20 protein-coding genes and 1 tRNA gene are annotated in these 23,628 nt (G+C 72.9%); 9 read left to right on the top strand and 12 right to left on the bottom strand.

Annotated elements, in window-relative coordinates; all coding sequences use genetic code 11:
• Positions 1–33: 33 nt before the first annotated feature.
• Positions 34–252, bottom strand: a complete 219-nt coding sequence (locus ACZ47G_RS20000; protein WP_465744390.1) for a heavy-metal-associated domain-containing protein — start codon at positions 250–252, stop codon at positions 34–36.
• 119 nt (positions 253–371) lie between these two features.
• Positions 372–1,313, bottom strand: a complete 942-nt coding sequence (locus tag ACZ47G_RS19995) for a PrsW family intramembrane metalloprotease (protein WP_465744388.1) — start codon at positions 1,311–1,313, stop codon at positions 372–374.
• Between the two features lie 153 nt (positions 1,314–1,466).
• On the opposite strand from ACZ47G_RS19995, the gene ACZ47G_RS19990 reads away from it, so the two are divergent.
• Positions 1,467–2,636 (top strand): PP2C family protein-serine/threonine phosphatase, encoded by a 1,170-nt coding sequence (locus tag ACZ47G_RS19990; RefSeq protein WP_465744386.1) that lies wholly within the window; start codon positions 1,467–1,469, stop codon positions 2,634–2,636.
• Between the two features lie 335 nt (positions 2,637–2,971).
• On the opposite strand, the gene dhaL is transcribed toward ACZ47G_RS19990, so the two are convergent.
• Both dhaL and dhaK read right to left on the bottom strand, forming a co-directional pair.
• Complete coding sequence (gene dhaL, locus ACZ47G_RS19985) at positions 2,972–3,598, bottom strand: dihydroxyacetone kinase subunit DhaL (RefSeq protein WP_465744384.1); 627 nt, start codon at positions 3,596–3,598, stop codon at positions 2,972–2,974.
• A gap of 11 nt (positions 3,599–3,609) precedes the next feature.
• A complete protein-coding gene (dhaK, locus tag ACZ47G_RS19980; RefSeq protein WP_465744382.1) occupies positions 3,610–4,605 on the bottom strand; it encodes a dihydroxyacetone kinase subunit DhaK in 996 nt (331 codons plus the stop codon).
• Between the two features lie 143 nt (positions 4,606–4,748).
• Between dhaK and dhaM the strand changes: the two genes are divergently transcribed.
• On the top strand, positions 4,749–5,141 hold the full coding sequence (gene dhaM, locus ACZ47G_RS19975; protein WP_380463059.1) for a dihydroxyacetone kinase phosphoryl donor subunit DhaM: 393 nt from the start codon (positions 4,749–4,751) through the stop codon (positions 5,139–5,141).
• Positions 5,142–5,144: 3 nt separating this feature from the next.
• Here dhaM and ACZ47G_RS19970 read toward each other — a convergent pair whose 3' ends face one another.
• Positions 5,145–6,857: a bifunctional 3'-5' exonuclease/DNA polymerase gene (locus ACZ47G_RS19970; RefSeq protein WP_465744379.1), complete on the bottom strand. Its 1,713-nt coding sequence runs from the start codon at positions 6,855–6,857 to the stop codon at positions 5,145–5,147.
• Positions 6,858–7,018: 161 nt separating this feature from the next.
• On the opposite strand from ACZ47G_RS19970, the gene ACZ47G_RS19965 reads away from it, so the two are divergent.
• On the top strand, positions 7,019–9,043 hold the full coding sequence (locus tag ACZ47G_RS19965; protein WP_465744377.1) for a M3 family metallopeptidase: 2,025 nt from the start codon (positions 7,019–7,021) through the stop codon (positions 9,041–9,043).
• Here the strand turns inward: ACZ47G_RS19965 and ACZ47G_RS19960 are convergent, their stop codons facing one another.
• Both ACZ47G_RS19960 and ACZ47G_RS19955 read right to left on the bottom strand, forming a co-directional pair.
• Positions 9,044–10,495 carry a cellulase family glycosylhydrolase gene (locus ACZ47G_RS19960; RefSeq protein ID WP_465744375.1) on the bottom strand — a complete coding sequence of 484 codons (1,452 nt, stop codon included), beginning with the start codon at positions 10,493–10,495 and terminating at the stop codon, positions 9,044–9,046. It abuts the gene before it with no gap.
• Between the two features lie 84 nt (positions 10,496–10,579).
• Complete coding sequence (locus ACZ47G_RS19955) at positions 10,580–11,206, bottom strand: TetR/AcrR family transcriptional regulator (RefSeq protein ID WP_380463048.1); 627 nt, start codon at positions 11,204–11,206, stop codon at positions 10,580–10,582.
• Between the two features lie 152 nt (positions 11,207–11,358).
• Here ACZ47G_RS19955 and ACZ47G_RS19950 point away from each other — a divergent pair, with 152 nt between their 5' ends.
• Positions 11,359–12,585: an acyl-CoA dehydrogenase family protein gene (locus ACZ47G_RS19950; protein ID WP_465744373.1), complete on the top strand. Its 1,227-nt coding sequence runs from the start codon at positions 11,359–11,361 to the stop codon at positions 12,583–12,585.
• 1 nt (position 12,586) lies between these two features.
• Here the strand turns inward: ACZ47G_RS19950 and ACZ47G_RS19945 are convergent, their stop codons facing one another.
• The 3 genes from ACZ47G_RS19945 to ACZ47G_RS19935 all read right to left on the bottom strand — a co-directional run bounded on the left by ACZ47G_RS19945 (position 12,587) and on the right by ACZ47G_RS19935 (position 14,910).
• A complete protein-coding gene (locus tag ACZ47G_RS19945; RefSeq protein ID WP_465744371.1) occupies positions 12,587–13,189 on the bottom strand; it encodes a hypothetical protein in 603 nt (200 codons plus the stop codon).
• Positions 13,190–13,376: 187 nt separating this feature from the next.
• Positions 13,377–14,186 (bottom strand): enoyl-CoA hydratase/isomerase family protein, encoded by an 810-nt coding sequence (locus tag ACZ47G_RS19940; protein ID WP_465744369.1) that lies wholly within the window; start codon positions 14,184–14,186, stop codon positions 13,377–13,379.
• Positions 14,187–14,220: 34 nt separating this feature from the next.
• Complete coding sequence (locus ACZ47G_RS19935) at positions 14,221–14,910, bottom strand: TetR family transcriptional regulator (protein ID WP_465744367.1); 690 nt, start codon at positions 14,908–14,910, stop codon at positions 14,221–14,223.
• 305 nt (positions 14,911–15,215) lie between these two features.
• Between ACZ47G_RS19935 and ACZ47G_RS19930 the strand changes: the two genes are divergently transcribed.
• Complete coding sequence (locus tag ACZ47G_RS19930) at positions 15,216–16,739, top strand: MFS transporter (RefSeq protein ID WP_465744365.1); 1,524 nt, start codon at positions 15,216–15,218, stop codon at positions 16,737–16,739.
• 208 nt (positions 16,740–16,947) lie between these two features.
• Here ACZ47G_RS19930 and ACZ47G_RS19925 read toward each other — a convergent pair whose 3' ends face one another.
• Positions 16,948–17,499 (bottom strand): GNAT family N-acetyltransferase, encoded by a 552-nt coding sequence (locus ACZ47G_RS19925; protein WP_465744363.1) that lies wholly within the window; start codon positions 17,497–17,499, stop codon positions 16,948–16,950.
• A gap of 76 nt (positions 17,500–17,575) precedes the next feature.
• Between ACZ47G_RS19925 and ACZ47G_RS19920 the strand changes: the two genes are divergently transcribed.
• Complete coding sequence (locus tag ACZ47G_RS19920; RefSeq protein WP_465744361.1) at positions 17,576–18,187, top strand: TetR/AcrR family transcriptional regulator; 612 nt, start codon at positions 17,576–17,578, stop codon at positions 18,185–18,187.
• A gap of 281 nt (positions 18,188–18,468) precedes the next feature.
• On the opposite strand, the gene ACZ47G_RS19915 is transcribed toward ACZ47G_RS19920, so the two are convergent.
• Positions 18,469–18,544 (bottom strand) — tRNA-Arg (locus ACZ47G_RS19915).
• 654 nt (positions 18,545–19,198) lie between these two features.
• Between ACZ47G_RS19915 and ACZ47G_RS19910 the strand changes: the two genes are divergently transcribed.
• From ACZ47G_RS19910 to ettA, 3 genes are all read left to right on the top strand, one after another.
• Positions 19,199–19,774: a single-stranded DNA-binding protein gene (locus tag ACZ47G_RS19910; protein WP_465744418.1), complete on the top strand. Its 576-nt coding sequence runs from the start codon at positions 19,199–19,201 to the stop codon at positions 19,772–19,774.
• Positions 19,775–20,130: 356 nt separating this feature from the next.
• Positions 20,131–21,555: a Cys-Gln thioester bond-forming surface protein gene (locus tag ACZ47G_RS19905; RefSeq protein ID WP_465744359.1), complete on the top strand. Its 1,425-nt coding sequence runs from the start codon at positions 20,131–20,133 to the stop codon at positions 21,553–21,555.
• Positions 21,556–21,917: 362 nt separating this feature from the next.
• Positions 21,918–23,582: an energy-dependent translational throttle protein EttA gene (gene ettA, locus ACZ47G_RS19900; RefSeq protein WP_380463522.1), complete on the top strand. Its 1,665-nt coding sequence runs from the start codon at positions 21,918–21,920 to the stop codon at positions 23,580–23,582.
• The last annotated feature ends 46 nt before the right edge of the window (positions 23,583–23,628 follow it).

Below are 23,628 nucleotides of genomic sequence, written 5' to 3'. Positions count from 1 at the left end.
GGGCAGGTGCCGGCCCCGCCGTCCCGGGGTGACTCAGGCGGCGCGGCCGACCAGCTCGTAGCCGGCCTCGTCGATCGCGGCGCGGACCGCGTCCTCCGCCAGCGGGGCGTCGGAGGAGACCGTCACGGTACCGGCCTGGGCGTCGGCGGCGACGTCGGTGACACCGGCCAGCACGGAGAGCTCCTCGCTGATCGCCTTCTCGCAGTGGCCGCAGCTCATGCCGGACACGGTGTAGGTGATGGTGTTGGACATCGGGGCCTCCGGGAGGTCGGTGCGGGTGCTGGCTCTCTTGCTCTTCGAACACCATACCCCTGCGGGGTATTTCCCGAGGGGGTGGGGGAGGTGGATCGCATCGTAGGCGACGGCTCCGGTCAGGCCGGGGCCGAGGGGTGCTGCGCCGGGATCGGCGCGGTCGGCTCGCGCCGGAGCAGCAGTCGCAGCCAGAGCAGCCCGCCCAGCGAGACCAGCAGCAGCCCGGCGGTGTCGTACGCGGTGTACAGGTGGACCTGCTCGCTGGACGGGTTCGGCATGTAGCCCAGGTCGAACAGGGCGCGCTGGAAGTCGCTGGTGGTGGTCCGGGCGACCAGCCAGACGGCGATGCCGCTCATGCTGTCCCACAGCGCGTGCAGCAGTGAGACGCCCAGGTACGTCAGCAGCAGCGGGGTGGTGAGGCGGAAACGGCCGCCCCGCCGCTCGCGGAACAGCACCCCGCCGATGATCGCCGTCCACAGGATGTGGCCGACCGGCGCGAGCACCCCGCGCAGGATCTCCGTCTCCACCAGGTCGTCGAGCGAGAGGCCCTGGATGCTCAGCACGGCGTTGAACGCGTACCCCGCGCTCTCGAACGCGGCGAACCCCGCGCCGACGGTGGCGCCCAGCACCAGCCCGTACCGCAGCCCGACCACCCGCAGCCGCCGGCTCACCAGCACCAGCGCGGCCAGCTTCACCGCCTCCTCGATCAGGCCGACGCCGACGTACATCCACACCGAGGGGGAGAGCAGGTACGACTCCAGCACCGAGGCGCCCAGGACGCCGATCACCCCGCCGATGCCGAAGCAGGTGAAGATCCGGTCCGCGCCGAGGTCGGCCGCGTAGCGCTCGTACGCCCAGATCACCACGGTGGCCGGGACGAGGAAGCTGCCGAGCAGCACGATCGTCGGGACCAGGTTGCTGTTGTCGGTGAAGAAGGTGACCAGGACGGTGCAGGCCCAGAGCAGCAGACCGGTCAGGAAGAACTTGACCCAGTGGTGGGGCCGGGCGGCGGCCCGGACGGGGGGTGTGGTGATGCGCGGAGCGGGTCGGTATCCGGACACCGGACGGGGCCTCCTCTGAGTAGCCGCTGCGTAGCCGCTGAGTAGCTGCTTCGGTCGAACTTTATGACAAATCAGGCATTAGGGGATGATGTGGACGGCTGTGGGGGGCGGCCCGCGACCGCCGGGGGTGGGATCGTCCCTTATGTTCGATATGTGCTTCCGATCCGCCGCGCCCAGTCACCCTCGGCCCCCACCGCCGCCGGACTGCCCCAGGCCCGGCAGCGCGGGGCCCTGCTGGCCGCCGACCTCCAGGACGTGCCGTTCTGGCGGCGGGCGACCCCGGCCCTGATCGCCGTCCTGCTGGTCGCATTCGCGGACCTCCTCTCCGGCAAGGACCGGTACCTCGCGCCACTGATGACCGTGGTCCCGACCATCGCCGCGCTCACCCTCAAACCCCGCGAACTGCTCGCGGTCTGCGCGGTCGGGCTGCTCGCGGTCTTCGGGCTCAGCCACTACGACCAGCTCGACAACATCAACGACGCCCGCTTCCTTTACGGTGCGATGGTCAGCTACCTGGTGTTGACGCTGTTCTCCGCCTGGGTGGCCAAGATCCGGATGCGGCGGGCGGCGGCCTTCGCGGCGGTCAGCTCCGTCGCCGAAGCCGCCCAGCGGGCCCTGCTGCGGCTGCCCGGACCGGCCGTCGGCCCGCTGCGGCTGGCCGTGCGGTACGTCTCGGCGGCGGACGCCTCACGGATCGGCGGGGACCTCTACTCGGTGCTGGAGACGCCGCACGGCACCCGGGTCGCGGTCGGCGACGTCCGGGGTAAGGGACTGGCGGCCGTCCAGACCGCGGCGGTGGTGCTCGGCGCCTTCCGCGAAGCCGCGTACGACGAAGCCGGACTGCGGGGCGTCGCGGCGCGGATCGAGGCCAGCGTCGAGCGGCACGTGCCCGACGGGGAGTTCACCACCGCGCTGTTCGCCGAATTCCGCACCCCGGGGGAGATGGAACTGCTCCAGTACGGGCACGTGGCGCCGATCCGGGTCGACGGCGAGGGGCGGGCCCACGTCCTGGACGCGCCCGACCCGTGGGTGCCGCTCGGCCTCGGGCGGCTGGCGACGGGCGAACCGACCACCTGGGGGCAGCCGTTCGGGGCGGAGGACGTGCTGGTGCTGTGTACGGACGGGGTGATCGAGGCGCGGCACCGCAGGAGCGGGGAGTTCTACCCGCTGGCGGAGCGGGTCGGGCCGCTGGTGCGGGGAGCTGGGCGCTCGGCGGGGGAGTTGGAGGCGGCGGTGGGGCGGGTGTATGCGGATCTGCTGGCGCACACGGGTGGGGAGTTGCGGGATGACGCGTTGTTGTTGCTGGTCGCCTGGACGGACTGAGGGGCTTCGCGGGGGGCTAGCGGGGTGGGGGGCCGCTGCGCGGGGCTGGTGTTGTGGGGGTGGGCTTTCGGGAGGGTGGGTGGGGCCGGGGGCGGTTACGGGGGTGGGCGCTCCGGGGGCTGGGTGATTTTCGGACCGCCGACCCTCGTGGTGGGGGGTTGGGCGCCGTTGGCGGTCTGAAAATCACCCGTCACGCCCCTCTCCGCACCCACCCCCTCCACCGCCCCCTCCCGCAGCGCGTCCCTCTCGCCTTGGTCGGGTGAGGGGGAGGGGAGGGGAGGGGGAGGGGGTGAGGTGGGTGCGGGTTGGGGGTGGGTGGGCGCGGGTGGGGGCCGTCAGCTGGCGGTGGTGGTGGCGAGGGTGCGGAAGATGAGGGCGGTGGAGGTGGCGCCTGGGTCCTGGTGGCCGATGCTGCGTTCGCCGAGGTAGGAGGCGCGGCCCTTGCGGGCCTGGAGGGGGACGGTGTCGTGGGCGCCCCGTTCGGCGGCTTCGGCGGCGGCTGCGGCGGCTTCGGGGAGGGTGGCGCCGGCGGCGGCCGCGGTGCGGAAGGCGGCGACGGCCGGGGTCCAGGCGTCCACGATGGTCTTGTCGCCGGGTTCGGCCTTGCCGAGGATGCGGAGCGCGTCCAGGCCGGCGGAGAGGGCCTCGGCGACGGCGGTCGGGTCGGCGGGTTCGGGCAGGGCGGCGCCGATGGCGCGGAAGGCCTTGCCGTAGAGGGGGCCGGAGGCGCCGCCGACCTTGGAGATGAGGGTGGTGCCGGTCTTGGTGAGGACGGCGCCGGGGCTGGTGGGTCGGAGGCCGTCCAGGGCGGTGAGGGCGGCGCTGAAGCCGCGCTGGAGGTTGCTTCCGTGGTCGCCGTCGCCGATCGCGGAGTCCAGTTCGGTGAGCTGGGTCCGCTCCCGCTCGACGGCTGCGGCGATCGCGCGGATCCAGGCCTCGGCGAGGGTGGTGTCGAAGTCCATGCCGTCTCCCTTCAGGCCCGCTTGAGGGCGGGGGTGTCGACCGGGGCGTCCCAGAGGTCCAGCAGTTGGGCGTCGGCCTTGGTGAGGGTGAGCGAGAAGCCCGCCATGTCGAGGCTGGTGACGTAGTTGCCGACCAGGCTGCGGGCCACCGTGATGCCGCGCTCGGCGAGCTGGGCGGCGACCTCGCCGTAGACCACGTACAGCTCCAGCAGCGGGGTCGCGCCGAGGCCGTTGAGCAGGGCGATCACCTCGTCGCCGGCGGTCAGGTGGTGGTCGGCGAGGATGGTCCCGACCACCTCGGCGGCCAGGTCGCGGGCCGGGCGGAGCTTCTCGCGGCGGCGGCCGGGCTCGCCGTGGATGCCGACGCCGACCTCGATCTCGTCCTCGGGCAGGTCGAAGCCGGGCTTGCCGGCGGCCGGGACGGTGGCCGCGGTGAGCGCGATCGCGAAGGAGCGGGAGGCGGCGTTGACCCGCTCGCCCAGGGCGGCGACCTCGTCCAGGCCGGCGCCGCGTTCGGCGAGCGCGCCGGTCGTCTTCTCGACCAGGACGGTCGCGCCGGTGCCGCGGCGGCCGGCCGTCCAGGTGGAGTCCTCGACCGCGACGTCGTCGTTGACCAGGACGGTACGGACCTCCAGGCCCTCCTCGGCGGCGAGTTCGGCGGCGAGCTCGAAGTTCATCACGTCGCCGGTGTAGTTCTTGACGATGAAGACGACGCCGGCGCCGCACTCGACGGCCTTGGCGGCGGCGAGCATCTGGTCCGGGACGGGGGAGGTGAACACCTCGCCGGGGCAGGCGGCGTCGAGCATGCCGGGGCCGACGAAGCCGCCGTGCAGCGGCTCGTGGCCGGAGCCGCCGCCGGAGATCAGCGCGACCTTGGGGCCGGCCGGGCGGGCGGCCCGGGTGATCACCCGGTTGGGGATGTCGACCGTCAGCTCGGGGTGGGCGGCGGCGACTCCGGCCAGGGCGTCCTCCAGGACGCTCTCCGGGGTGTTGATCAGCTTCTTCAACGCTCTTCGCTCCCTAGGTGGCCACGAGATCAGGACGCTGCTGTCGCCGACGCTACGCCAGACGGGGGCCGTGGGCACGGGGTCCGACACGCGCGTTCCGTTCGCCCTTCCGGAGCAGTGGGACGGGCCGTAGGGTCGGGCGCATGAGCGAACGCGTGGGCATTGTTCTGGTTTCGCACAGCGCTCGGCTCGCGGAGGGGCTGCGCGAGCTGCTCGGCGAACTGGCCTCGGACGGCGTGCGGGTGGTGGTCGCGGCCGGGACGGAGGACGGCGGGCTGGGCACCAGCTACGAGCTGATCGCCGCGGCGGTCGCGGCGGCGGACGGCGGGGCCGGCGTCGTGGTGCTGCCGGACCTCGGCAGCTCGGTGCTCACCGCCGTGACCGTGCTGGAGGACGAACCGAGGCCGGGCGTACGGCTGGTGGACGCGCCGTTCGTGGAGGGTGCGGTGGCCGCCGCGGTCACCGCCTCGGCCGGGGCGGGGCTGGACGAGGTGGTCGCGGCGGCCGAGGAGGCGCGCTCCTTCCGCAAGCTGTAGCGGTCACTTGGCGTCGGCGTAGCAGTCCACGACGGCGGTGCTGAGCGGGAAGCGCACCGGGGTGTCGCCGAAGACCAGCCGCCGGGCCTCGTCGGCGGCCTCGGTGACGGCGGCGGCCACCTCCTCGGCCAGGTTGGCCGGGGTGTGCACGATCACCTCGTCGTGCTGGAAGAACACCAGGTGCGGGCGGTCCGCCGGGACGGCCACCGGCAGTTCGTTCAGCCGCCGGCGCAGCGCCGCCAGCAGGGCCAGCGCCCAGTCGGCGGCGCTGGCCTGGATGACGAAGTTGCGGGTGAACCGGCCGCGGGCGCGGGCGGTGCGGCCGCCGGTCTCGCCGGCGGTGTCGGCCTCGGTGAGGTCGAGGAAGGCGGCGGAGGCGGGCGGGCAGACCCGGCCGAGCCGGGAGGCGACCACGCCGCCGTCCTCGCCGGTGCGGGCGGCGGCCTCGACGTAGCCCATCGCGGCGGGGTAGCGGCGGCGCAGGGTGTTCAGCAGCGGGCCGATGTCGCCGCTGGTCTGCCCGTACATGGCGCCGAGCAGGCCGAGCTTGGCCTTGTCGCGGTCGCCCTGGAAGGCCTGGGCGGCGAGCGCCTCGTAGAGGTCGCCGCCGGCCGCGGTGCGGGCCAGGCCGGTGTCCTGGGAGAGCGCGGCGAGCACCCGCGGCTCCAGTTGGGCGGCGTCGGCGACCACCAGCAGCCAGCCCGGGTCGGCGACCACGGCGCGGCGCAGGATGCGCGGGATCTGCAGGGCGCCGCCGCCGCGGCTGGCCCAGCGGCCGGAGACCACGCCGCCGACCACGTACTCGGGTCGGAAGCGGCCGCCGCGGGCCCAGGCGTCCTGCCAGGCCCAGCCGTGGGCGACGTGGATCCGGGCCAGCTCCTTGTAGCGGACCAGCAGCCGGGCGGCCGGGTGGTCGATCTCCTTGAGCTCCCAGGAGCGGGTGGAGCCGAGCTGGATGCCGGCCTCGGCGAAGGCGCGCAGCACCTGGGTGTGCGAGTCGGGGTTGAACGGCTTGGCGCCGAGGGCCTGGTGGAGTTCGACGGCGAGGTCGGCGAGCACCCGGGGCTGGGTGCCGGGGACGGTGGGGCGGGGGCCGAGCAGTTCGGTGAGCAGCCGGTCGTGGACGTCGGAGCGCCAGGGCAGGCCGTCGTGGGCGATCTCGGCGGCCACCAGGGCGCCGGCCGACTCGGCGGCCACCAGCAGCCGGAAGCGCTGCCGTTCGGCCGGGTCGGCGATGGCGGCGATCCGCCGCTGCTGTTCGGCGTGCACGGCCACCACGGCCGTCAACGGGTCGACTCCGGGCGGCAGTTGCAGCCGGTCCGGGGCGAACAGGGTGTCCTGTCCGTCGTCCGCGTCGGCGAGGCCCGGCTCGGGCAGGTCGTCCGGGACGGGCAGGCCGTGCAGCCGGGCCCAGGCGGCGCCGAGCGAACGCGGCGCGCCGAAGCGGCCCTCGTGGCCCAGCAGCAGCGCCTCGACCAGCCGGAGGTCGTGGCAGCGGGCGAGCCGGTCGGGCAGCCGGGGCAGCAGCGGGGCGTACCCGGAGTCGGCGGCGGCCCAGACCCAGCGCGGGTGGTCGGCGGCCTCCCGGGCGGCGACGGCCGCGGCGAGGTCGGGGACGGCCTCCGGCGGGCCGAGCGGCCGGCCGGCGTCGTCGAGCGGCTGGAGGCGGCCGCCGGGGCCGTGCGGGGCGGGTGCGAGGGCGGTTCTGGGGGCCACGGCGGGCGTCTCCTCTCGTGTGGTGGCTGGTCGTACGGCTGGGCGGTGGGGCGTGCGGGTGTGCGAGTGGGGGTCCGCGCCGTCGACGTTAACGGGTGGGTCTGACAACGATGACCTGGGGTGTATGGGCACGCGGGATGACACCGCGTAGGGTCGGCGAAATGACCGAGAACCCGTTCTTCGCAGCCAGCACGCTGGTCTACGAACTCCCTCCCTACGCCGAGATCCGGGAGGAGCACTACCTGCCCGCCTACGAGCGCGGGATGGCCGAGCAGCTGGCCGAGATCGCGGCGATCACCGGCAGCCCGGCCGTGCCGACCTTCGAGAACACCCTCGTCGCCCTGGAGCGCTCCGGCGGGCTGCTGCGCCGGGTGGACGCGGTGTTCCGCAACCAGTCCTCCTCCGACACCACCGACCTGCTGGACGAGGTGGAGGCGAAGGTCAGCCCGCTGCTCGCGGCCCACCACGACGCGATCCACCTGGACCGGGAGCTGTTCGCCCGGATCGAGGCGCTGCACGCGGACCGCGCCGCGCTGGGCCTGGACCCGGAGTCGCTGCGGCTGCTGGAGCGCTGGTACACCGCGTTCGTCCGCTCCGGCGCCCGGCTCGGCGCGGCCGAGCAGGCCCGGCTGCGCGAGCTGAACGCCGAACTCGCCGCGCTGGGCACCACGTTCCAGCAGAACGTGAACGCCGCCGCCCGCGCCGCCGCGCTGGTGGTGGACTCCGCCGAGGAGCTGGCGGGGCTTTCCGCGGGCGCGATCGCCGGTGCGGCGGAGAACGCCCGGGTGCTCGGCCACGAGGGCAAGTACGTGCTCAGCCTGAAGAGCCCCTCGAACCAGCCCGAGCTGGCCCAGCTCGCCGACCGCTCGGTGCGCGAGCGGCTGCTGGCCGCCTCGCTCGCCCGGGGCACCGAGGACAACGGCCCGCTGGCGATCCGGATGGCCGCGCTGCGCGCCGAGCGGGCCGTGCTGCTGGGCTACCCGAGCCACGCCGCGTACGTGGTGGCGGACGAGACGGCCGGCACCGTGGAGGCGGTGTCCGGGCTGCTGGCCCGGCTGGTGGAGCCGGCCGTGGCGAACGCCCGCCGGGAGGCCGCCGAGCTGGCCCGGGTGGCGGCCGAGGACGGCGTCGCGGAGATCGCCGCGCACGACTGGGCGTACTACTCGGAGAAGGTCCGGCAGGCCTCCTTCCAGGTGGACACCGCGGCGCTGCGCCCGTACTTCGAGCTGGAGCGGGTGCTGAAGGACGGCGTGTTCTTCGCCGCGAAGCTCGCCTACGGGCTGAGCTTCACCGAGCGGCCGGAGCTGACGGCCCACCACCCGGACGCCCGGGTCTTCGAGGTGTTCGAGGAGGACGGCACCCCGCTGGGCCTGTTCATCGGGGACTTCCACGCCCGGGCGTCCAAGCGCGGCGGGGCCTGGATGGACGAGCTGGTGGCCCAGTCCGGGCTGACCGGGCGGCGGCCGGTGGTGCTGAACAACCTCAACGTCCCGCGCCCGGCGCCGGGTGAGCCGGCGCTGCTGAGCTGGGACGAGGTGCGCACCCTGTTCCACGAGTTCGGGCACGCGCTGCACGGACTGTTCTCGGACGTGCGGTACCCGCTGTTCGCGGGCACCGCGGTGCCGCGGGACTTCGTGGAGTTCCCCTCGCAGGTCAACGAGATGTGGATGGTCCGGCCGGAGGTGCTGGCCAACTACGCCCGCCACCACGCCACCGGGGAGCCGCTGCCGGCCGAGCTGGTCGAGCGGATGACCGCGGCCGAGGGCTTCGGGCAGGGCTTCCGGACGGTGGAGTACCTGGCGGCGACCCTGCTGGACTGGGCCTGGCACACCCTGCCGCAGGGCCACCGGGTCGCGGACGCCGAGGAGTTCGAGGCGCGGGCGCTGGCGGAGGCCGGCATCGCGGTGCCGGCGATCCCGCCGCGCTACCGCACGCCGTACTTCCAGCACATCTTCGCCAGCGGCTACAGCGCCGGGTACTACGCGTACATCTGGTCGGAGGTGCTGGACGCGGACACCGTGCGGTGGTTCGAGACCGGCGGGCGGTCGGTGCGGGACAGCGGCGAGCTGTTCCGGCGCGAGCTGCTGGCCCGCGGGTTCAGCCGGGACCCGCTGGAGTCCTTCCGCGCGGTGGTCGGCCGGGCGCCGGACACCGCGCCGCTGCTGGCCCGCCGGGGGCTGGCCTGATCAGCGCGGCGTGAGGGTCACCGTCACGGGTGTGCCCGGGCGGGTGTGCGGGAGCCGGATCCGTACGGTTCCCGCGCGTCCGGCCGTGGGCTGCTCGACCTCGACCCGGGCGCCGGCGGGGGAGACGGTGACCCGGGCGCCGTGGGGGAACGCGGTGGGCGGCAGGACGAGTTCGCTGCTGCGGGCGGTGCCGTCGGCGGCCCAGCGGACGGTGCCGTCGGCGGTCCGGACGCCGGTGCCGGCGACGGCCGCCGGGTACGGGCCGAAGGCCGGACCGTCGCCGGGGGCGGGGTGCCCGGTGGGGTCGAGGGCGCAGTAGCCGCCGGTGCCGCGGCACCAGTACCACATGGTCCAGCCCTCGGCGAAGCCGTCCATCGCGGCGACCTGGCGGCGCACCAGCAGGGTGTTGCCCGGGGTGCGGGAGTCGGGCGGGCCCCACTCGCCGACCAGCACGGGCAGCCGGTGGGCGGCCGGGTAGCCGGTGATCGCGGCGGTGTACTGCTCGACGAAGCCGTCGGAAGGGTCCCAGTCGGCGCCGTTCTCGACCGCGGTGTCGTAGAAGTGCGGGGCGTAGCCGAGCCGGGGTGCGCCGGGGCGGGGGTCGGCGAATCCGGGGAGGGCGGTGGGCACGCCCTGGCCGACCAGGACGGTCGGTTCGACGAACAGCCAGGCGCGGGAGTCCACTCGGCGTACGGCGGCGATCAGCCGGCGGTACATGTCGGCGAGCCGGCCCTGTTCCAGGGCGGCGGAGGCGGCGGCGAGCACGGCCGGGTCGGTGGGGTCGCCGTCCACCGGGCCGAACGGCTCGTTGAACAGGTCGTAGCCCAACAGGGAGCGGTGGCCGCGCAGTTCGCGGGCCAGCCGGGTGTAGAAGTCGGCCTGCCAGGTGCGCAGGTCGGGGTCGTCGTAGAGGTGGCGGAAGGCGGCCTGGACGGCGGGCTGGAAGTAGCCGGCGAACCAGTCCTTCGGGTCGGGGGTGAACGGCAGTCCGTCGTCGCGGGTGGCCCAGACCGGGATGCCGTTGGTGCCGCCGCCGAACTTCGGCCCGTAGACGTCCTGGTGGAAGTCGACCAGGACGAGCAGGCCCAGCCGGTCGGCCCGGTCGAGGAGTTGCTGGATCCGGTGGAGTTCGGCGGGGTCGAGGCGGCCGTGCTCGGGCTCCAGCCTGGTCCAGGAGACCGGCAGCCGGACCAGGGTGAAGCCCTGGGCGGCGACGGAGTCGAGGTCGGCGCCGGTGGCCTCGGCGTACTTGTCGAGGTTGAAGCCGCGCAGTTGGAGCCGGCGGCCCTGGTCGTCGGTGAGGGCGGTGCGGCCGTCCGGGCCGGTGGCCGTTCCGGTGGGGAAGCGGGCCGGGCGGTCGGCGTGGGCGTCTTGGGCGGTGGCCGGGGTGGTGCCGCCGAGGGCGGCGGTGGCGGCGAGCAGCAGGGCAACGGCGGTGCGGCGCAGGCGCATCGGGACCTCGCACGGCGGGGGGTGGGGGCCCGATGATGCCCGTGGCCCCCGGGCCGGCACAAGGGTCGTGCGCGGACGGGGAGTTCAGTCGCCGTTCGGTTCGGCGGGGGTGGGCGGCAGTACGGCCTGCGGCAGGTCGGCGGCGGCGGCCAGGCGGCCCCAGAGCAGGTCGGCCAGGGCCTGCACCATGCGGGTGCGCGAGCAGGGTCTGGTCTCCAGCCACCAGTCCCCGGCGGCCAGCACCATGCCGGTGATGCCCCGGCCCCAGGCCTCGGCGAGCAGTTCGCGGTCGGCGCCGAGGTCGACCTGGTGCTGCACGGCCCGGGTGATCTCCTCGGCGATCTGCCGGAGCGCGGGGGCGAGGGCGTTGCCGGCGCCGCTCGGGTCACCGGGTTCGGGGTGGGTGAGCAGCCGGTACACCTGGGGGCGGGCCTCGATCCCGGCCAGGTAGGTGTCCAGGACGTGTTCGACCCGGTCGCGGCGTTCCAGCGGTTCGGCCAGGGCGGCCCGGACGGCGGCCAGCAGGCCGCTGGTGTGGCGTTCGGTCAGGGCGCCGATCAGGCCGTTCCGGTCGCCGAAGTGCCGGTAGAGGATGGGCTTGGTGATGCCCGCCTCGGCGGCGATGGCGTTCATGCTGGCGCTCGGCCCCTCGCGCTGGATGACCCGGTCGGCGGCGTTGAGCAGCTGCTCGCGGCGGGGCTCTCGGGACATGCGCTGCTCCTCGGTTTCTGGGTGGCCTGGGCGTTGACACCGGTTACCAATCAGTAGCAGACTCCGACGATGTTACCCGGGGTAACACCCCGGTGGGTCGCATCCGGCGGCCGCAATCCCCTGCGTCGTATCCCTTCTGCGGAGGCTCCACCATGAGCAGCACGTTCTCGCTGGACCCGGGCGCGGACCAGCTCGCCGTACGCGACTGGCTGCACGGCTTCGCCGCGGACGTGATCCGCCCCGCCGCGGCCGAGTGGGACGAGCGGGAGGAGACCCCCTGGCCGATCATCCAGGAGGCCGCCAAGCTGGGCATCTACTCGCTGGACTTCTACGCCCAGCAGTACTTCGACCCCTCCGGCGTCGGCATCCCGATCGCCATGGAGGAGCTGTTCTGGGGCGACGCGGGCATCGGGCTGTCCATCGTCGGCACCACGCTGGCCGCCGTCGCGGTGCTCGCCAACGGCACCGACGAGCAGATCGGCACCTGGACCCCGCAGATGTTCGGCACCCCCGACGACGTCAAGGTGGCCGCCTTCTGCTCCTCCGAGCCGGACGCCGGCTCCGACGTCGGCGCGCTGCGCACCCGGGCCGTCTACGACCAGGCCAAGGACGAGTGGGTGCTCAACGGCACCAAGACCTGGGCGACCAACGGCGGGATCGCCGCCGTGCACGTCGTGGTGGCCACCGTCGACCCGGAGCTGGGCACCCGCGGGCACGCCTCCTTCGTCGTCCCGCCGGCCACCCCGGGGCTGAGCCAGGGCCAGAAGTTCAAGAAGCACGGCATCCGCGCCTCGCACACCGCCGAGGTGGTGCTCGACGGCGTCCGGGTGCCCGGCAGCTGCCTGCTCGGCGGCAAGGAGAAGCTGGACCAGCGGCTGGCCCGGGCCCGCGAGGGCGTCAAGCGGGCGGGCGGCAAGGGCAACGCGGCGATGGCCACCTTCGAGGCCTCCCGCCCGGCCGTCGGGGCGCAGGCGATCGGCATCGCCCGGGCCGCGTACGAGGTGGCGCTGGACTACGCGAAGACCCGGGAGCAGTTCGGCCGCCCGATCATCGACAACCAGGGCGTGGCCTTCCAGCTCGCCGACATGAAGACCCGGATCGACGCGGCCCGGCTGCTGGTCTGGCGGGCCTCCTGGATGGCCGCCAACAACCAGCCGTTCACCGCGGCCGAGGGCTCGATGTCCAAGCTGTACGCGGGCGAGACGGCCAAGTCCGTGACGGCGCAGGCGATGCAGATCCTCGGCGGCAACGGCTTCACCCGGGAGTACCCGGTGGAGCGGATGCACCGGGACAGCGCGATCTACTCGATCTTCGAGGGGACCAGCGAGATCCAGCGGCTGGTCATCGCCCGGGCGATCTCGGGGATGCCGATCCGCTGACTCACCTGGTGGCCCAGAAGGCGAGCCCGGAGCTGAGGGCGCCGACCACCGCGCCGACGACCGTCTGCGCGGTGGTGTGGTCCCGCAGCACCACCCGGGACCAGCCGATCACCGCGACCAGCGGGTAGAGCAGCAGCCACAGCGGACCGAGCGCGATGCCGAGGCAGGTCACCGCGCCGGCCGCCACGGCGGTGTGCACGGAGACCTTCCACCAGACGGTGATCACCAGGATCGGGATCAGTGAGGCGAACATCGCCGCCACCATCGCGGTGAGGTCGTGCGGGGCGTCGGCCAGGATCATCACCGCGAAGCTGACCGCGACCGAGCCCATGATGAACGGGATGACGGTCAGCCGGCGCTGCCGGTGGCCGACGTGGCGGTCCTCCAGGGTGCCCTTGCGGATGCCGCGCTGGATGAACAGGGTCGGGATGACGGCCGCGAACAGCGCGGCGAAGGCGGCCCAGCCGAGGCCGGCCCAGCCGTAGCGGAGGGCGCCGATCAGCAGGCAGACCGCGATGATCACGTTCTTCGGCTCGACGCCGTCGGTGACCCGGCGGGCCCAGGTCGTCCGGCTGGTGGGGGCGGTCGTGGCCTCGGCGGTCATCGGGGTGCGTACTCCGGGTCGGAAGGGCGGCGGGCGGCCCGTCGCTGGTCGGATGATCGTACGTGAGCCGCCTGTGCCACCGCGCCTCGGCGCCGGTCGCCACCGGGCCGGCCGTGGCGCGTGGAACCGGGCCGGTCAGAACCGCGGGCCAGAACCGCGGGCCAGAACCGCGGGCCGGAACCGCGGGTCAGAATCGCGGCGGGCGGCCCGCCAGGAAGGCGGCCAACCCCTCGTGCACGTCCGAGGCCTCCCGGGAGCGCCGCTCCCAGGGCTCCAGGGCCTCGCCCGCCCGCTCCGCCGGAACGGCCAGCGCGGCCTTCACCGCGCCGATGGTCTGGGTCGAGCGGCTGGTCAGCAGCCGGGCGAACTCCAGGGCGGCGGCGTCCAGTTCGACGTCCGGCAGGACCCGCTCCGCCAGGCCCAGCGGTAGCGCGTCCCGGCCGCGCACCAACTCGCCGGAGAACAGCAGGTACTTGGCCCGGGCCGGGCCGACCAGCCGGGCCAGCCGCAGGGTCGGCACCGCCGGGTAGACCACGCCGAGCTTGGCCGGGGTGATCCCCAGCCGGGCGTCCTCGGCGACGAAGCGCAGGTCACAGGCGACGGCCAGCTGGCAGCCGCCGCCCACGCAGGCGCCGTGCACCACCGCGAGGGTCGGGTGGGGGAAGGCCGCGAGCGCCTCCTCGGCGGCCACGTTGACCGCGTGGTAGGCGTCCGCGCGCCGAGGATCGCCGTACACCTCGGCGAGTTCGGTGATGTCCGCGCCCGCGCTGAAGGTGTTCCCGGCGCCGGTCAGCAGCAGGACGCGCACGCCCGGCCGCTCGGCGAGCTGCTCCAGGACCTTGGGCAGCGCCTGCCAGATCGCCAGGGTCACCGCGTTGCGCCGGTGCGGGCGGGCGAACTCCAGGACGGCGACGCCGTCCTCGCCCACGTAGGCGTTCAGGCCCTCGGCCTGGGCGGGCAGGGCGGAGCGGTCCCGCGTGAGCAGCGGCTGGTCCATGCGCACCTCCGGTCGGCGTGGTGCGGCCACTCTCTCAGGCCGGGCCGGCGCAGTACGCCCCGAGTCCGCGTTCGACCGAGGCGAAGGCGCGGCGGGCCGCCTCGAGGGCGGCGGGCAGGGCGTCCTCGGCGCGTTCGCCGCTGAGCATCCGGCGGTGGTTGTCGCCGATCAGGGTCAGCCGGACGGCGAGCAGCTGGGCCGCGGCGACCCGGGCGAGCAGCTCGTCGTGGGCCGGGTCCTGGGCGAGCAGTTCGGCGGCCAGCAGGGTTCGCGCGCGGGGGTCGAAGGCCGCGGTGGCCCGCAGGGCCAGCGCCGGGGTGTCGTGGACGAGCCGGATCACGTCCAGTACCACCCGGTCGTCGTTCAGGCCGGTGGCGGGGTCCCGCCGCTCCAGCGCGGCCAGGAAGTGCTCGCGCAGCGCCGCGACCGCCGAGGTGCCCGGGGCGCGTTCGCGCACCACCCGGGCCGGCTCGTCGAGGTGCTGCTCCATCGGGCCCATGACCAGGTCTTCCTTGGTCGGGAAGTAGTTGAAGACGGTCATCTTGGAGACGTCCGCGGCGGCCGCGATCTGGGCCACCGAGACCTGGTCGAAGCCCCGTTCGGCGAACAGGCCGATGGCGGTGCGGAAGATCCGGATGCCGGTCTGGATCTTCTTGCGCTCGCGCAGCGGGAGTGCGTCGAGGTCGCGGTCGGGGCCGAGGTCCAAGCCGTGGTGGGTCGCCATGAGAAGACTGTACCAGGATCAAAGGTTGACCAGGCTGAAAGATTGTCGTGGATGAAGAATTGACCCGGTCCAAAAGTCCTGCCATGGTGGTGACGAGCCCGCCGGACCGCACCGGTCGGGGCCGACTCCACTGACTCCGGGGGGACTTCCCTATGGCATCCGCCGCCAGGACCGCGCCCGACCAGGCCGTGTCCGACCAGACCTCGCTAGGCCGGACCTCGCCGGGCCGGACGTCGCCGGGCCGGACGTCGCCGGGCCGGACCTCGCCCGACCAGGCCTCGCCCGACCGGGCCGGATCCGGCCTGATGACCACCGCGCAGCGCCAACTCGGCATGCTGCTCTGCCTGGTGACGATCGTGCTGGCCGTGCTCGACTCCAACATCGTCTCGGCGGCCACCGTGCCGATCGTCCGCGACCTCGACCCGGTGCACGGCGTCGACCGGCTGCCCTGGCTGGTCAGCGCCTTCTCGCTGGCCGCCACCGCACTGCTCCCGCTCTACGGCAAGCTCTGCGACGTCCACGGCGCCAAGCGGGTGCTGTTCGGCGCGGTGGGCACCTTCCTGTTCGGCTCGGTACTGTGCGGCGCCGCGCAGTCGATGGGCGAGCTGATCGCCTTCCGGGCCGTCCAGGGCATCGGCGGCGGCGGGCTGATGAGCGTGACCATGGTGGTGATGGCCCAGCTCCAGGACCCGCAGGAGCGCGGCCGCGGCAAGGGCGGCGCAGTGGGCGGGATCGTCGCCGGGCTCGGCATGGCGATCGGCCCGCTGATCGGCGCGCTGTTCACCGACCACCTCGGCTGGCGCTGGATCTTCTACATCAACCTGCCGCTGGGCCTGCTCGTCCTGGTCGGCGTCGCCCTGGTGATCAAGCTGCCGCGCACCCTCGGCCGGCACGGCCTGGACTTCCTCGGCGCCACCCTGGCCGCGGCCTTCGCCACCGGGCTGCTGCTGGTCACCGAGTGGGGTGGCAAGGACTACGGCTGGACCTCCCCGGTGATCCTCGGGCTCTCCGCCGCCACCCTGGCCGCGCTCGGGCTCTTCCTGTGGCGCCAGGCCACCGCCGCCGAGCCGGTGCTGCCGCTCTCGCTGTTCCGGATCCCGGTGGTGCGGATCGGTTTCGCCATCCAGGGCCTGGTCGGGATGGGCATGATGGGCGCGATCGTCTACGTGATGATCTACCTGCAGATCGCCCGGGGGGTCGCCCCGACCACGGCCAGCCTCTACCTGATGCCGATGGCCGCCGGGATGACCGGGGTCGGCCTGCTGGCCACCCGGCTGATCGCCCGCGGCCACCGGCCGCGCACCTTCCTGATCGCCGGCGCGGGCTGCTCGGTGCTCGCCCTGGCGCTGCTCGGACTCAGCGGCCCGGACACCCCGCTCTGGCAGGTGGGCGCCGAACTCGGCCTGCTGGGCGCCGGGTTCGGACAGCTGATCGGGCAGCTGATCACCCTGGTGCAGGACACCGCCCCGCGCCATCAGCTGGGCGTCGCCACCACCGGCATCCGGTTCTTCCAGACCCTCGGCAACGCGCTCGGCGCGGCACTCTTCGGCACCGTGCTGGCCCGGGTGTTCGAGGCCGGCGAGCCCGGGCGGTCGCTCGGCGTGGTGCGGACGCTGACCGGCGCGGCCCGGGAGCACGCGGTGCGGAGCTTCACGGACGCCGTGGACGTGGTCTTCCTGTCGGCGGGCGGGGTGATGGTGATGGTGCTGCTGCTGGCCCTGCGGCTGCGCTCGGTGGAGCCTTCGGAGTCGGAGTCGGAGTCGGAGTCGGAGTCGGAGTCGGAGTCGGAGTCGGCGGCGGGGGCGGAGGAGCCGGCGCCGGCGGCCTGAGTGGGGTCGGCGGCCTGAGCGAGGTCGGAGGGCCGGCAGGGTCGGCGGGGTCGGCGGGGGAGTTCGACGGAGCGGGGCCCGGTGGACGACGGGGGTGTCCACCGGGCCCGCGCCGTCGCGCCCTGGTCCACCGGGCCCGCTCCGTCGCGCCCTGGACCGTCGCGCCCTGGACCGTCGCGTCCGGTCCGGACGGCCTTCCGGCGGGCCGTCAGCCCCGGGCGGCGGCCCACTCCCGGGCGAGGATCGCCCAGATCTCCTTGTCGTGGCGGACGCCGTTGTGCAGGTACCACTCGCGCAGCACGCCGTCCCGGCGCATGCCGACCCGCTCCGCCACCGCCCGGCTGCGGGCGTTGGTGGCCGAGCACCACCACTCGGCGCGGTGCAGGCCCCGGGTGGTGAAGGCGTACTCGAGCAGAGCCCGGACGCCGGCGGTGATCAGTCCGCCGCCCTCACCGGCCGGTTCGGTCCAGGCGCCGATCTCGCAGGTGCCGCTCTTGGCGTCGAAGTGCACGAACATCACGCCGCCGACCAGCGTGCCGTCCCGCCAGATGCCGTAGATCCGGCCGGAGTCGGTGTTCTGGCGGTCGGCGTAGCGCTGCAGGGTGGCGCGGGCCGAGTCCAGGTCGGTGGAGAAGGAGGCCCACGGGATCCACGGGTCGATGTGGGCGCGGCCGCGGTCGATGTGGGCCAGGAACTCGGGGGCCTGCCAGGGCTCCAGCGGGCGCAGTTCGGCGTTCTCGGCGAGCGGGACGGAAAACACGGGCGGGCCTTTCGGAGGTGGTGCCGGAGCGGTCAGGGTCATTCATAACAAACGTTTGGTATGTACGATAGCCCCCATGACGCCAGCCCGTGGAGACCATGACGCCCGCCGCTCGGAAGTCTCCGAGGGGGTGTGGCGGGTGCTCTCCAGCAAGGGCTTCGAAGGGCTCACCCTGCGCGCGGTGGCCGCCGAACTGGGCGCCTCCACCGGCTTGTTGACGCACTACTTCCCGAACAAGCGGGCGCTGCTGAGCCACGCCCTGGAGGAGCTCGACCGCCGCTCCGCCGCCCGGCCCCGGCGGATGGCGCCCGCCGACGGCGCCCCGCCGCCGCCCGCCGGGCTGGCCCGGCTGCGCGCCGCGCTGCTCGACGTGCTGCCGCTGGACGAGGCGACCGAGTCCGGCAACCGGATCTGGGTCAGCTCCTGGGACGTCGCCCTCGCGGACCCGGAGCTGGCGGCCGCGCACGCGGGGCGCTACGCCCGCTCGCGGGTGGCGCTCACGGAGCACGTGACGGACGCCCAGCGGCTCGGCGAGCTCCCGGCCGGGGCCGATCCCGCCGGGCTCGCGGCGGCGGCGCAGGCCTTCGTGCTGGGGCTGGTGGTGCAGTCGCTGTTCGCCCCGGCGGAGTTCCCCGCGGAGCGGCAGATCGCACTGCTCGACGGCTATCTGGCGGGGCTGGCGGCATAGTCCCCCGGGGCACCCCGATGAGGCGCCCCGATGTGTCCGGACGCGTACCGGGCGCTTCTGTCCGGCTTTTGTCGGATTTCGCCGTCTGACCGGCCGGGGCGGGTTGTTTCGTTCTGGGCTGGGGGATTCGCCCGGAATTCCGGTTTCCCGCCCGGTCGGCTTTCGCGGCGGTCATGACACGCATTGTCACGGGTTATGTGCGGTGGGTGCCGGATTACCCGGAGGTCCGGCACGGCCACGGAAAGTGTTCGCACGCGCGATGGCCTGCGGGAATTGTGGGGTGGTGCCCCCAGCAGGATTCGAACCTGCGACCTACCGCTTAGAAGGCGGGTGCTCTATCCGCTGAGCTATGGGGGCGGGACGGACGGCGCCCTGGCGGGCGTGACCGTGGCCGGGATCGGGCGACGAGCGTTGGGGACGCGCGTAGTCCGGCCCCGTGCCGGAGGATGGGGGTGGGGGTTGGTGGGCCCTCGCCCTGTCGGGGACAGGATAAGGGTGTTCAGATCCTCGGCCGGGTGTGACGACACCGTCGTTGGTGTGTCGGTTCGGTGGAGCGGTCCGATAATCGCAGGTGAAGACCGTGCGTGCAGCGGTCTGGGACAGTTCCGGGCCGGACGTTGTGCACTCGTTACGGGGCTGCCTCCCCACCCGTTATGGATTCGACACGGAGAATGTCGGGCCGCCGGTGCGGGTGGGGGTTCCTATTCGGCTTGCTCCGGTCGGATGACGTGGGCGGACGGCCGCCGGCGGCTCATCCGGCGCGCTCCGGGGGCGGCTGCGATCAGCCGGTTTGTTGTCATGAGCGCGAAGAGAGGGCGGCCCGGCGGTGCACGAAGGCCGAAATTCACCCCTGTGAGTGACTGCCGTTTTTCACCCTGCCGATCGGCCTAGGAGTTGTCCACAGGATTTCGGAACCCGATGGCGGGGATTTCTTCCGGGGCGCACTCTCAACTCGCACCGCTCGATTCCGTACGGTGCGTCGGCGAGAACGGGGAGTGTGCTGTGAACGAGATGCATGTGACGGTGCTCGGCAATGTCGCGACCGAGGTGAGCTACGGGGAAACCAGCGGCGGGGTGCCGATGGCGAACTTCCAGCTCGGCTGCACCGAGCGGCGGTACGACCGCGAGCGGGCCTGCTGGGTGGACGGCGAGACGCAGTGGCTGAGGGTGACGGCCTGGCGGGCGCTCGCGGTGAACCTGATCGGCTCGCTGGCCAAGGGCGATCCGGTGCTGGTGACGGGCCGGCTGCGGGTGCGGGAGTGGCGGGACGGGGAGGCGAAACGCAGTCGGGCCGAGATCGACGCCCGGTCGGTCGGGCACGATCTCACCCGCGGCACCTCGGCGTTCCGCTGGGCGGCGGGCGTGCGCGGGCAGCCGCCGGGCCCGGCGGGGGCGGCCGGCGCGGAGACCGCGAACGAGCCGGTGCCGGGGTGGATCGTCAGCGCACTGGAGTCGCGCCGGGCCTCGGCGGTGGCCGCGGCGCCCCGTTTGCCCGAGTTGCCACCGGGGGCGGGAGCGGTGACGGAGCAGCAGGAGGGAGTGTCCGAGGGGGAACGGGGAGGTGAAGAGCGGGCGATGTCGGGCTGACGGGGTGGTGACCCTTCCCTGTCGACAAATATGTTGATCGAGACAGTCGTTGCGCCCGCACGCGCAATCTCGTCGGGATAACGGAAAGTCAAGGAGAGATTCTGGCGGGGCGTCAGCTTGTGTGGAACCTGAGGGGGTTGATAACGATCCAGATACGGAATCGTCCTGATTTCGCATGGGGGTTTCGAGGCCCCTGAGGCTCAATAGGATTCGGTTGGTTCACACCCCGCAGCAGTGCCACAGGGGGCACGCGCGGCACGGCAAGTCGGCGGGCTGCCCAATCGGCGCGGCCCGCTCCGGAGGGATCCCAGATGTTCAAGAGGCAGGGGCGGGGTCTGTCCCGCATAGCCACTGTCATGCTCACGACCAGCGTTGCGCTGGGCGGAGGCCTGTTCGCGGCCGGTGCGGCGGCTGCGGCCGACACTCCGGCGTCGGGTGTGTCCGCTGTGGTCCAGAACACCATGCTCGGTGAGGCGATCGACGTCCAGGGCAAGGGGACCGTCGAGGGCGGTCTGTTCACCCTCAAGACGGCTGCGGGCGAGAAGCTCCAGACGTACTGCATCGACTTCGACAACCCGGTGTACCTGGACAGCGGCGCCAAGTACCACGAGGCCGATTGGGCGTCGAGCTCCCTCAACAGCAACGCGAACGCCCCCAAGATCCGCTGGATCCTGGAGAACTCGTACCCGCAGGCGAACCTGAAGTCGCTGGCCGCGGCCATCCACGTGGACAGCCTGAGCGACGAGGACGCCGCCGCCGGCACCCAGGCCGCGATCTGGAAGTTCTCGGACAACAAGAACGCCGTGCCGCGGAACGACAACGCCAAGAAGCTGCGCGACTACCTGGTCAGCGACGTGAACAAGGGCGTCGCGGCCGAGCCGAAGCCCTCGCTGACGCTGACCCCGGACTCCGTGTCCGGCAAGTCGGGCAGCAAGCTCGGTCCGTTCGTCCTGAACTCCAGCGCCAACGAGGTGAAGCTCACCGTCTCCGGTGACGCCGCCGACAAGGCCAAGCTGGTGGACAAGGACGGCAAGCCGGTCAACGGCGCTCTAGCCGGTCCGATCGCCAAGGACACCCAGCTGTTCCTGGACGTGCCGGCGGGCACCCCGGACGGCAAGGCCGCCGTCAACGCCAGCGCCGACGCCAACGTGCTCAGCGGCCGGGTCTTCATGAGCAACCTGGACGACCGTGGTCGCCACAGCCAGACCATGATTCTGGCCGGTTCCACCAAGGTCAACGTCGCGGCCGCGGCCGCCGCCACCTGGAAGCAGGGCAAGGGCGCGCTCATCGACAGCTCCGCCAAGGTGGAGTGCGCCAGCAACGGCGTGCGCGTCTCCGTCACCAACAGCGGTGACGAGGCCGGAACCGTCACGGTCGGCTCGCAGCAGCTGACCGTCCAGCCGGGCAAGACCGAGAGCGTGCTCGTCAAGGTCGCCGAGAAGGCCGAGTACACCGTCGCCGTCACCGGCCCGAACGGCTACTCCAAGAAGTTCACCGGAGTCCTCGACTGCAAGACCGGCGTGACCCCGACCGGCGCCCCGACCACCCCGGCCGGTACCAGCACCGGTACCGCCACCCCCTCGGGCACCCCGAGCACCGGTGGCGCCCAGCCGGCTCCGTCCACCACCAGCGCCGCCCCGGGCACCGGTGGCCTGGCCCAGACCGGTGCCAATGACTCCACCCCGATCCTCGCCGCCGTCGCCGGTGGCCTGGTCGTGGCCGGTGGCGCCGCGGTCTTCGTCCTGCGCCGCCGTGGCCGTCACGGTCGCACCACCGCCTGAACCGCCTGAGCGGGTCACGGGAGGCGATGACCTCCTGAGGGCCTGAGCAGTCGAACCGGCCCGGTTCCCGCACCTGCGGGGGCCGGGCCGTCCGCATGTCCCGTCCGCATGTCCCGTCCGCATGTCCCGTCCGCGTGTCCCAGCGGAGTGTCTCGTCCGCATGTCTTGGCTGAGAGTCCCGGCTGAGTGTCCCGGCGGAGGGGCGAGGAGCACCCGGCGCGGGGGGCCCGGGGGCGGTCGCCGTACGGGGGAGGGGCCGGGTACCCCGGTGGGGTCACCCGGGCGGTTCGGGGCTCCCGGCCGGTGCGGCACAATGGAACGCTGCAAGACGAATACTCCCGACGACGCCGGAGCGATCTCACGTGGCGGAATACATCTACACGATGCGCAAGGTGCGCAAGGCTCACGGGGACAAGGTCATCCTTGACGACGTGACGCTCAGCTTCCTCCCCGGAGCGAAGATCGGCGTCGTTGGCCCCAACGGTGCCGGTAAGTCCACCGTGCTGAAGATGATGGCCGGCCTGGAGCAGCCCTCCAACGGCGACGCCTTCCTCTCGCCCGGCTTCACCGTCGGCATGCTGCTCCAGGAGCCGCCGCTCGACGAGACCAAGACGGTCCTGGAGAACGTCCAGGACGGCGTCAAGGAGATCAAGGGCAAGCTCGACCGCTTCAACGAGATCGCCGAGCTGATGGCGACCGACTACTCGGACGCGCTGCTCGACGAGATGGGCAAGCTCCAGGAGGAGCTGGACCACGCCGAGGCCTGGGACCTGGACGCCCAGCTGGAGCAGGCCATGGACGCCCTGGGCTGCCCGCCCGGCGACTGGGCGGTCACCAAGCTCTCCGGCGGCGAGAAGCGCCGCGTCGCGCTCTGCAAGCTGCTGCTGGAGGCCCCCGACCTGCTGCTGCTCGACGAGCCCACCAACCACCTGGACGCCGAGTCGGTGAACTGGCTGGAGCAGCACCTGGAGAAGTACAAGGGCACCGTCGTGGCCGTCACCCACGACCGGTACTTCCTGGACAACGTGGCCGAGTGGATCCTGGAGCTCGACCGCGGCCGCGCCTACCCGTACGAGGGCAACTACTCCACCTACCTGGAGACCAAGCAGTCCCGTCTCAAGGTCGAGGGCCAGAAGGACGCCAAGCGCGCCAAGCGGCTCAAGGAAGAGCTGGAGTGGGTCCGCTCCAACGCCAAGGGCCGTCAGGCCAAGTCCAAGGCCCGCCTCGCCCGTTACGAGGAGATGGCGGCCGAGGCCGACAAGATGCGGAAGCTGGACTTCGAGGAGATCCAGATCCCGCCGGGCCCGCGTCTGGGCAGCGTCGTCATCGAGGTCGAGAACCTCAACAAGGCCTTCGGCGAGAAGATCCTGATCGACGACCTGAGCTTCACCCTGCCGCGCAACGGCATCGTCGGCATCATCGGCCCGAACGGCGCCGGCAAGACCACCCTGTTCAAGATGCTCCAGGACCTGGAGACCCCGGACAGCGGCACGGTCAAGGTCGGCGAGACCGTCAAGATCAGCTACGTCGACCAGACCCGCTCCAACATCGACCCGAAGAAGACCCTCTGGGAGGTCGTCTCCGACGGTATGGACTGGATCAACGTCGGCCAGGTCGAGATGCCGTCCCGCGCCTACGTGTCGGCGTTCGGCTTCAAGGGCCCGGACCAGCAGAAGCCGGCCGGCGTGCTCTCCGGTGGTGAGCGCAACCGGCTGAACCTGGCGCTCACCCTCAAGCAGGGCGGCAACCTGCTGCTCCTCGACGAGCCCACCAACGACCTCGACGTCGAGACGCTCTCCTCGCTGGAGAACGCCCTGCTGGAGTTCCCCGGCTGCGCCGTGGTCATCTCCCACGACCGCTGGTTCCTGGACCGAGTGGCCACCCACATCCTCGCCTACGAGGGCGAGAGCAAGTGGTTCTGGTTCGAGGGCAACTTCGAGTCGTACGAGAAGAACAAGATCGAGCGACTGGGCGCCGACGCCGCCCGTCCGCACCGGGCCACGTACAAGAAGCTGACCCGAGGCTGACACCCAGCTGTCACAACGGCCCGGCAGACTGCCCCCCGGGGCGGCC

It is taken from the genome of Kitasatospora sp. NPDC030952 (assembly GCF_055571335.1).
Note: the sequence above shows the minus strand (reverse complement) of the source record. Positions and strands in the feature narration are given on the sequence as shown.

Bases quoted from the DNA above. Each gene is read 5' to 3' on its own strand.
- ACZ47G_RS20000 (WP_465744390.1), bottom strand. From the start codon at position 252: ATGTCCAACACCATCACCTACACCGTGTCCGGCATGAGCTGCGGCCAC.
- dhaL (WP_465744384.1), bottom strand. From the start codon at position 3,598: ATGGACTTCGACACCACCCTCGCCGAGGCCTGGATCCGCGCGATCGCC.
- dhaM (WP_380463059.1), top strand. From the start codon at position 4,749: ATGAGCGAACGCGTGGGCATTGTTCTGGTTTCGCACAGCGCTCGGCTC.
- ACZ47G_RS19965 (WP_465744377.1), top strand. From the start codon at position 7,019: ATGACCGAGAACCCGTTCTTCGCAGCCAGCACGCTGGTCTACGAACTC.
- ACZ47G_RS19960 (WP_465744375.1), bottom strand. From the start codon at position 10,495: ATGCGCCTGCGCCGCACCGCCGTTGCCCTGCTGCTCGCCGCCACCGCC.
- ACZ47G_RS19955 (WP_380463048.1), bottom strand. From the start codon at position 11,206: ATGTCCCGAGAGCCCCGCCGCGAGCAGCTGCTCAACGCCGCCGACCGG.
- ACZ47G_RS19950 (WP_465744373.1), top strand. From the start codon at position 11,359: ATGAGCAGCACGTTCTCGCTGGACCCGGGCGCGGACCAGCTCGCCGTA.
- ACZ47G_RS19945 (WP_465744371.1), bottom strand. From the start codon at position 13,189: ATGACCGCCGAGGCCACGACCGCCCCCACCAGCCGGACGACCTGGGCC.
- ACZ47G_RS19940 (WP_465744369.1), bottom strand. From the start codon at position 14,186: ATGGACCAGCCGCTGCTCACGCGGGACCGCTCCGCCCTGCCCGCCCAG.
- ACZ47G_RS19935 (WP_465744367.1), bottom strand. From the start codon at position 14,910: ATGGCGACCCACCACGGCTTGGACCTCGGCCCCGACCGCGACCTCGAC.
- ACZ47G_RS19930 (WP_465744365.1), top strand. From the start codon at position 15,216: ATGACCACCGCGCAGCGCCAACTCGGCATGCTGCTCTGCCTGGTGACG.
- ACZ47G_RS19920 (WP_465744361.1), top strand. From the start codon at position 17,576: ATGACGCCAGCCCGTGGAGACCATGACGCCCGCCGCTCGGAAGTCTCC.
- ACZ47G_RS19910 (WP_465744418.1), top strand. From the start codon at position 19,199: ATGCATGTGACGGTGCTCGGCAATGTCGCGACCGAGGTGAGCTACGGG.
- ACZ47G_RS19905 (WP_465744359.1), top strand. From the start codon at position 20,131: ATGCTCACGACCAGCGTTGCGCTGGGCGGAGGCCTGTTCGCGGCCGGT.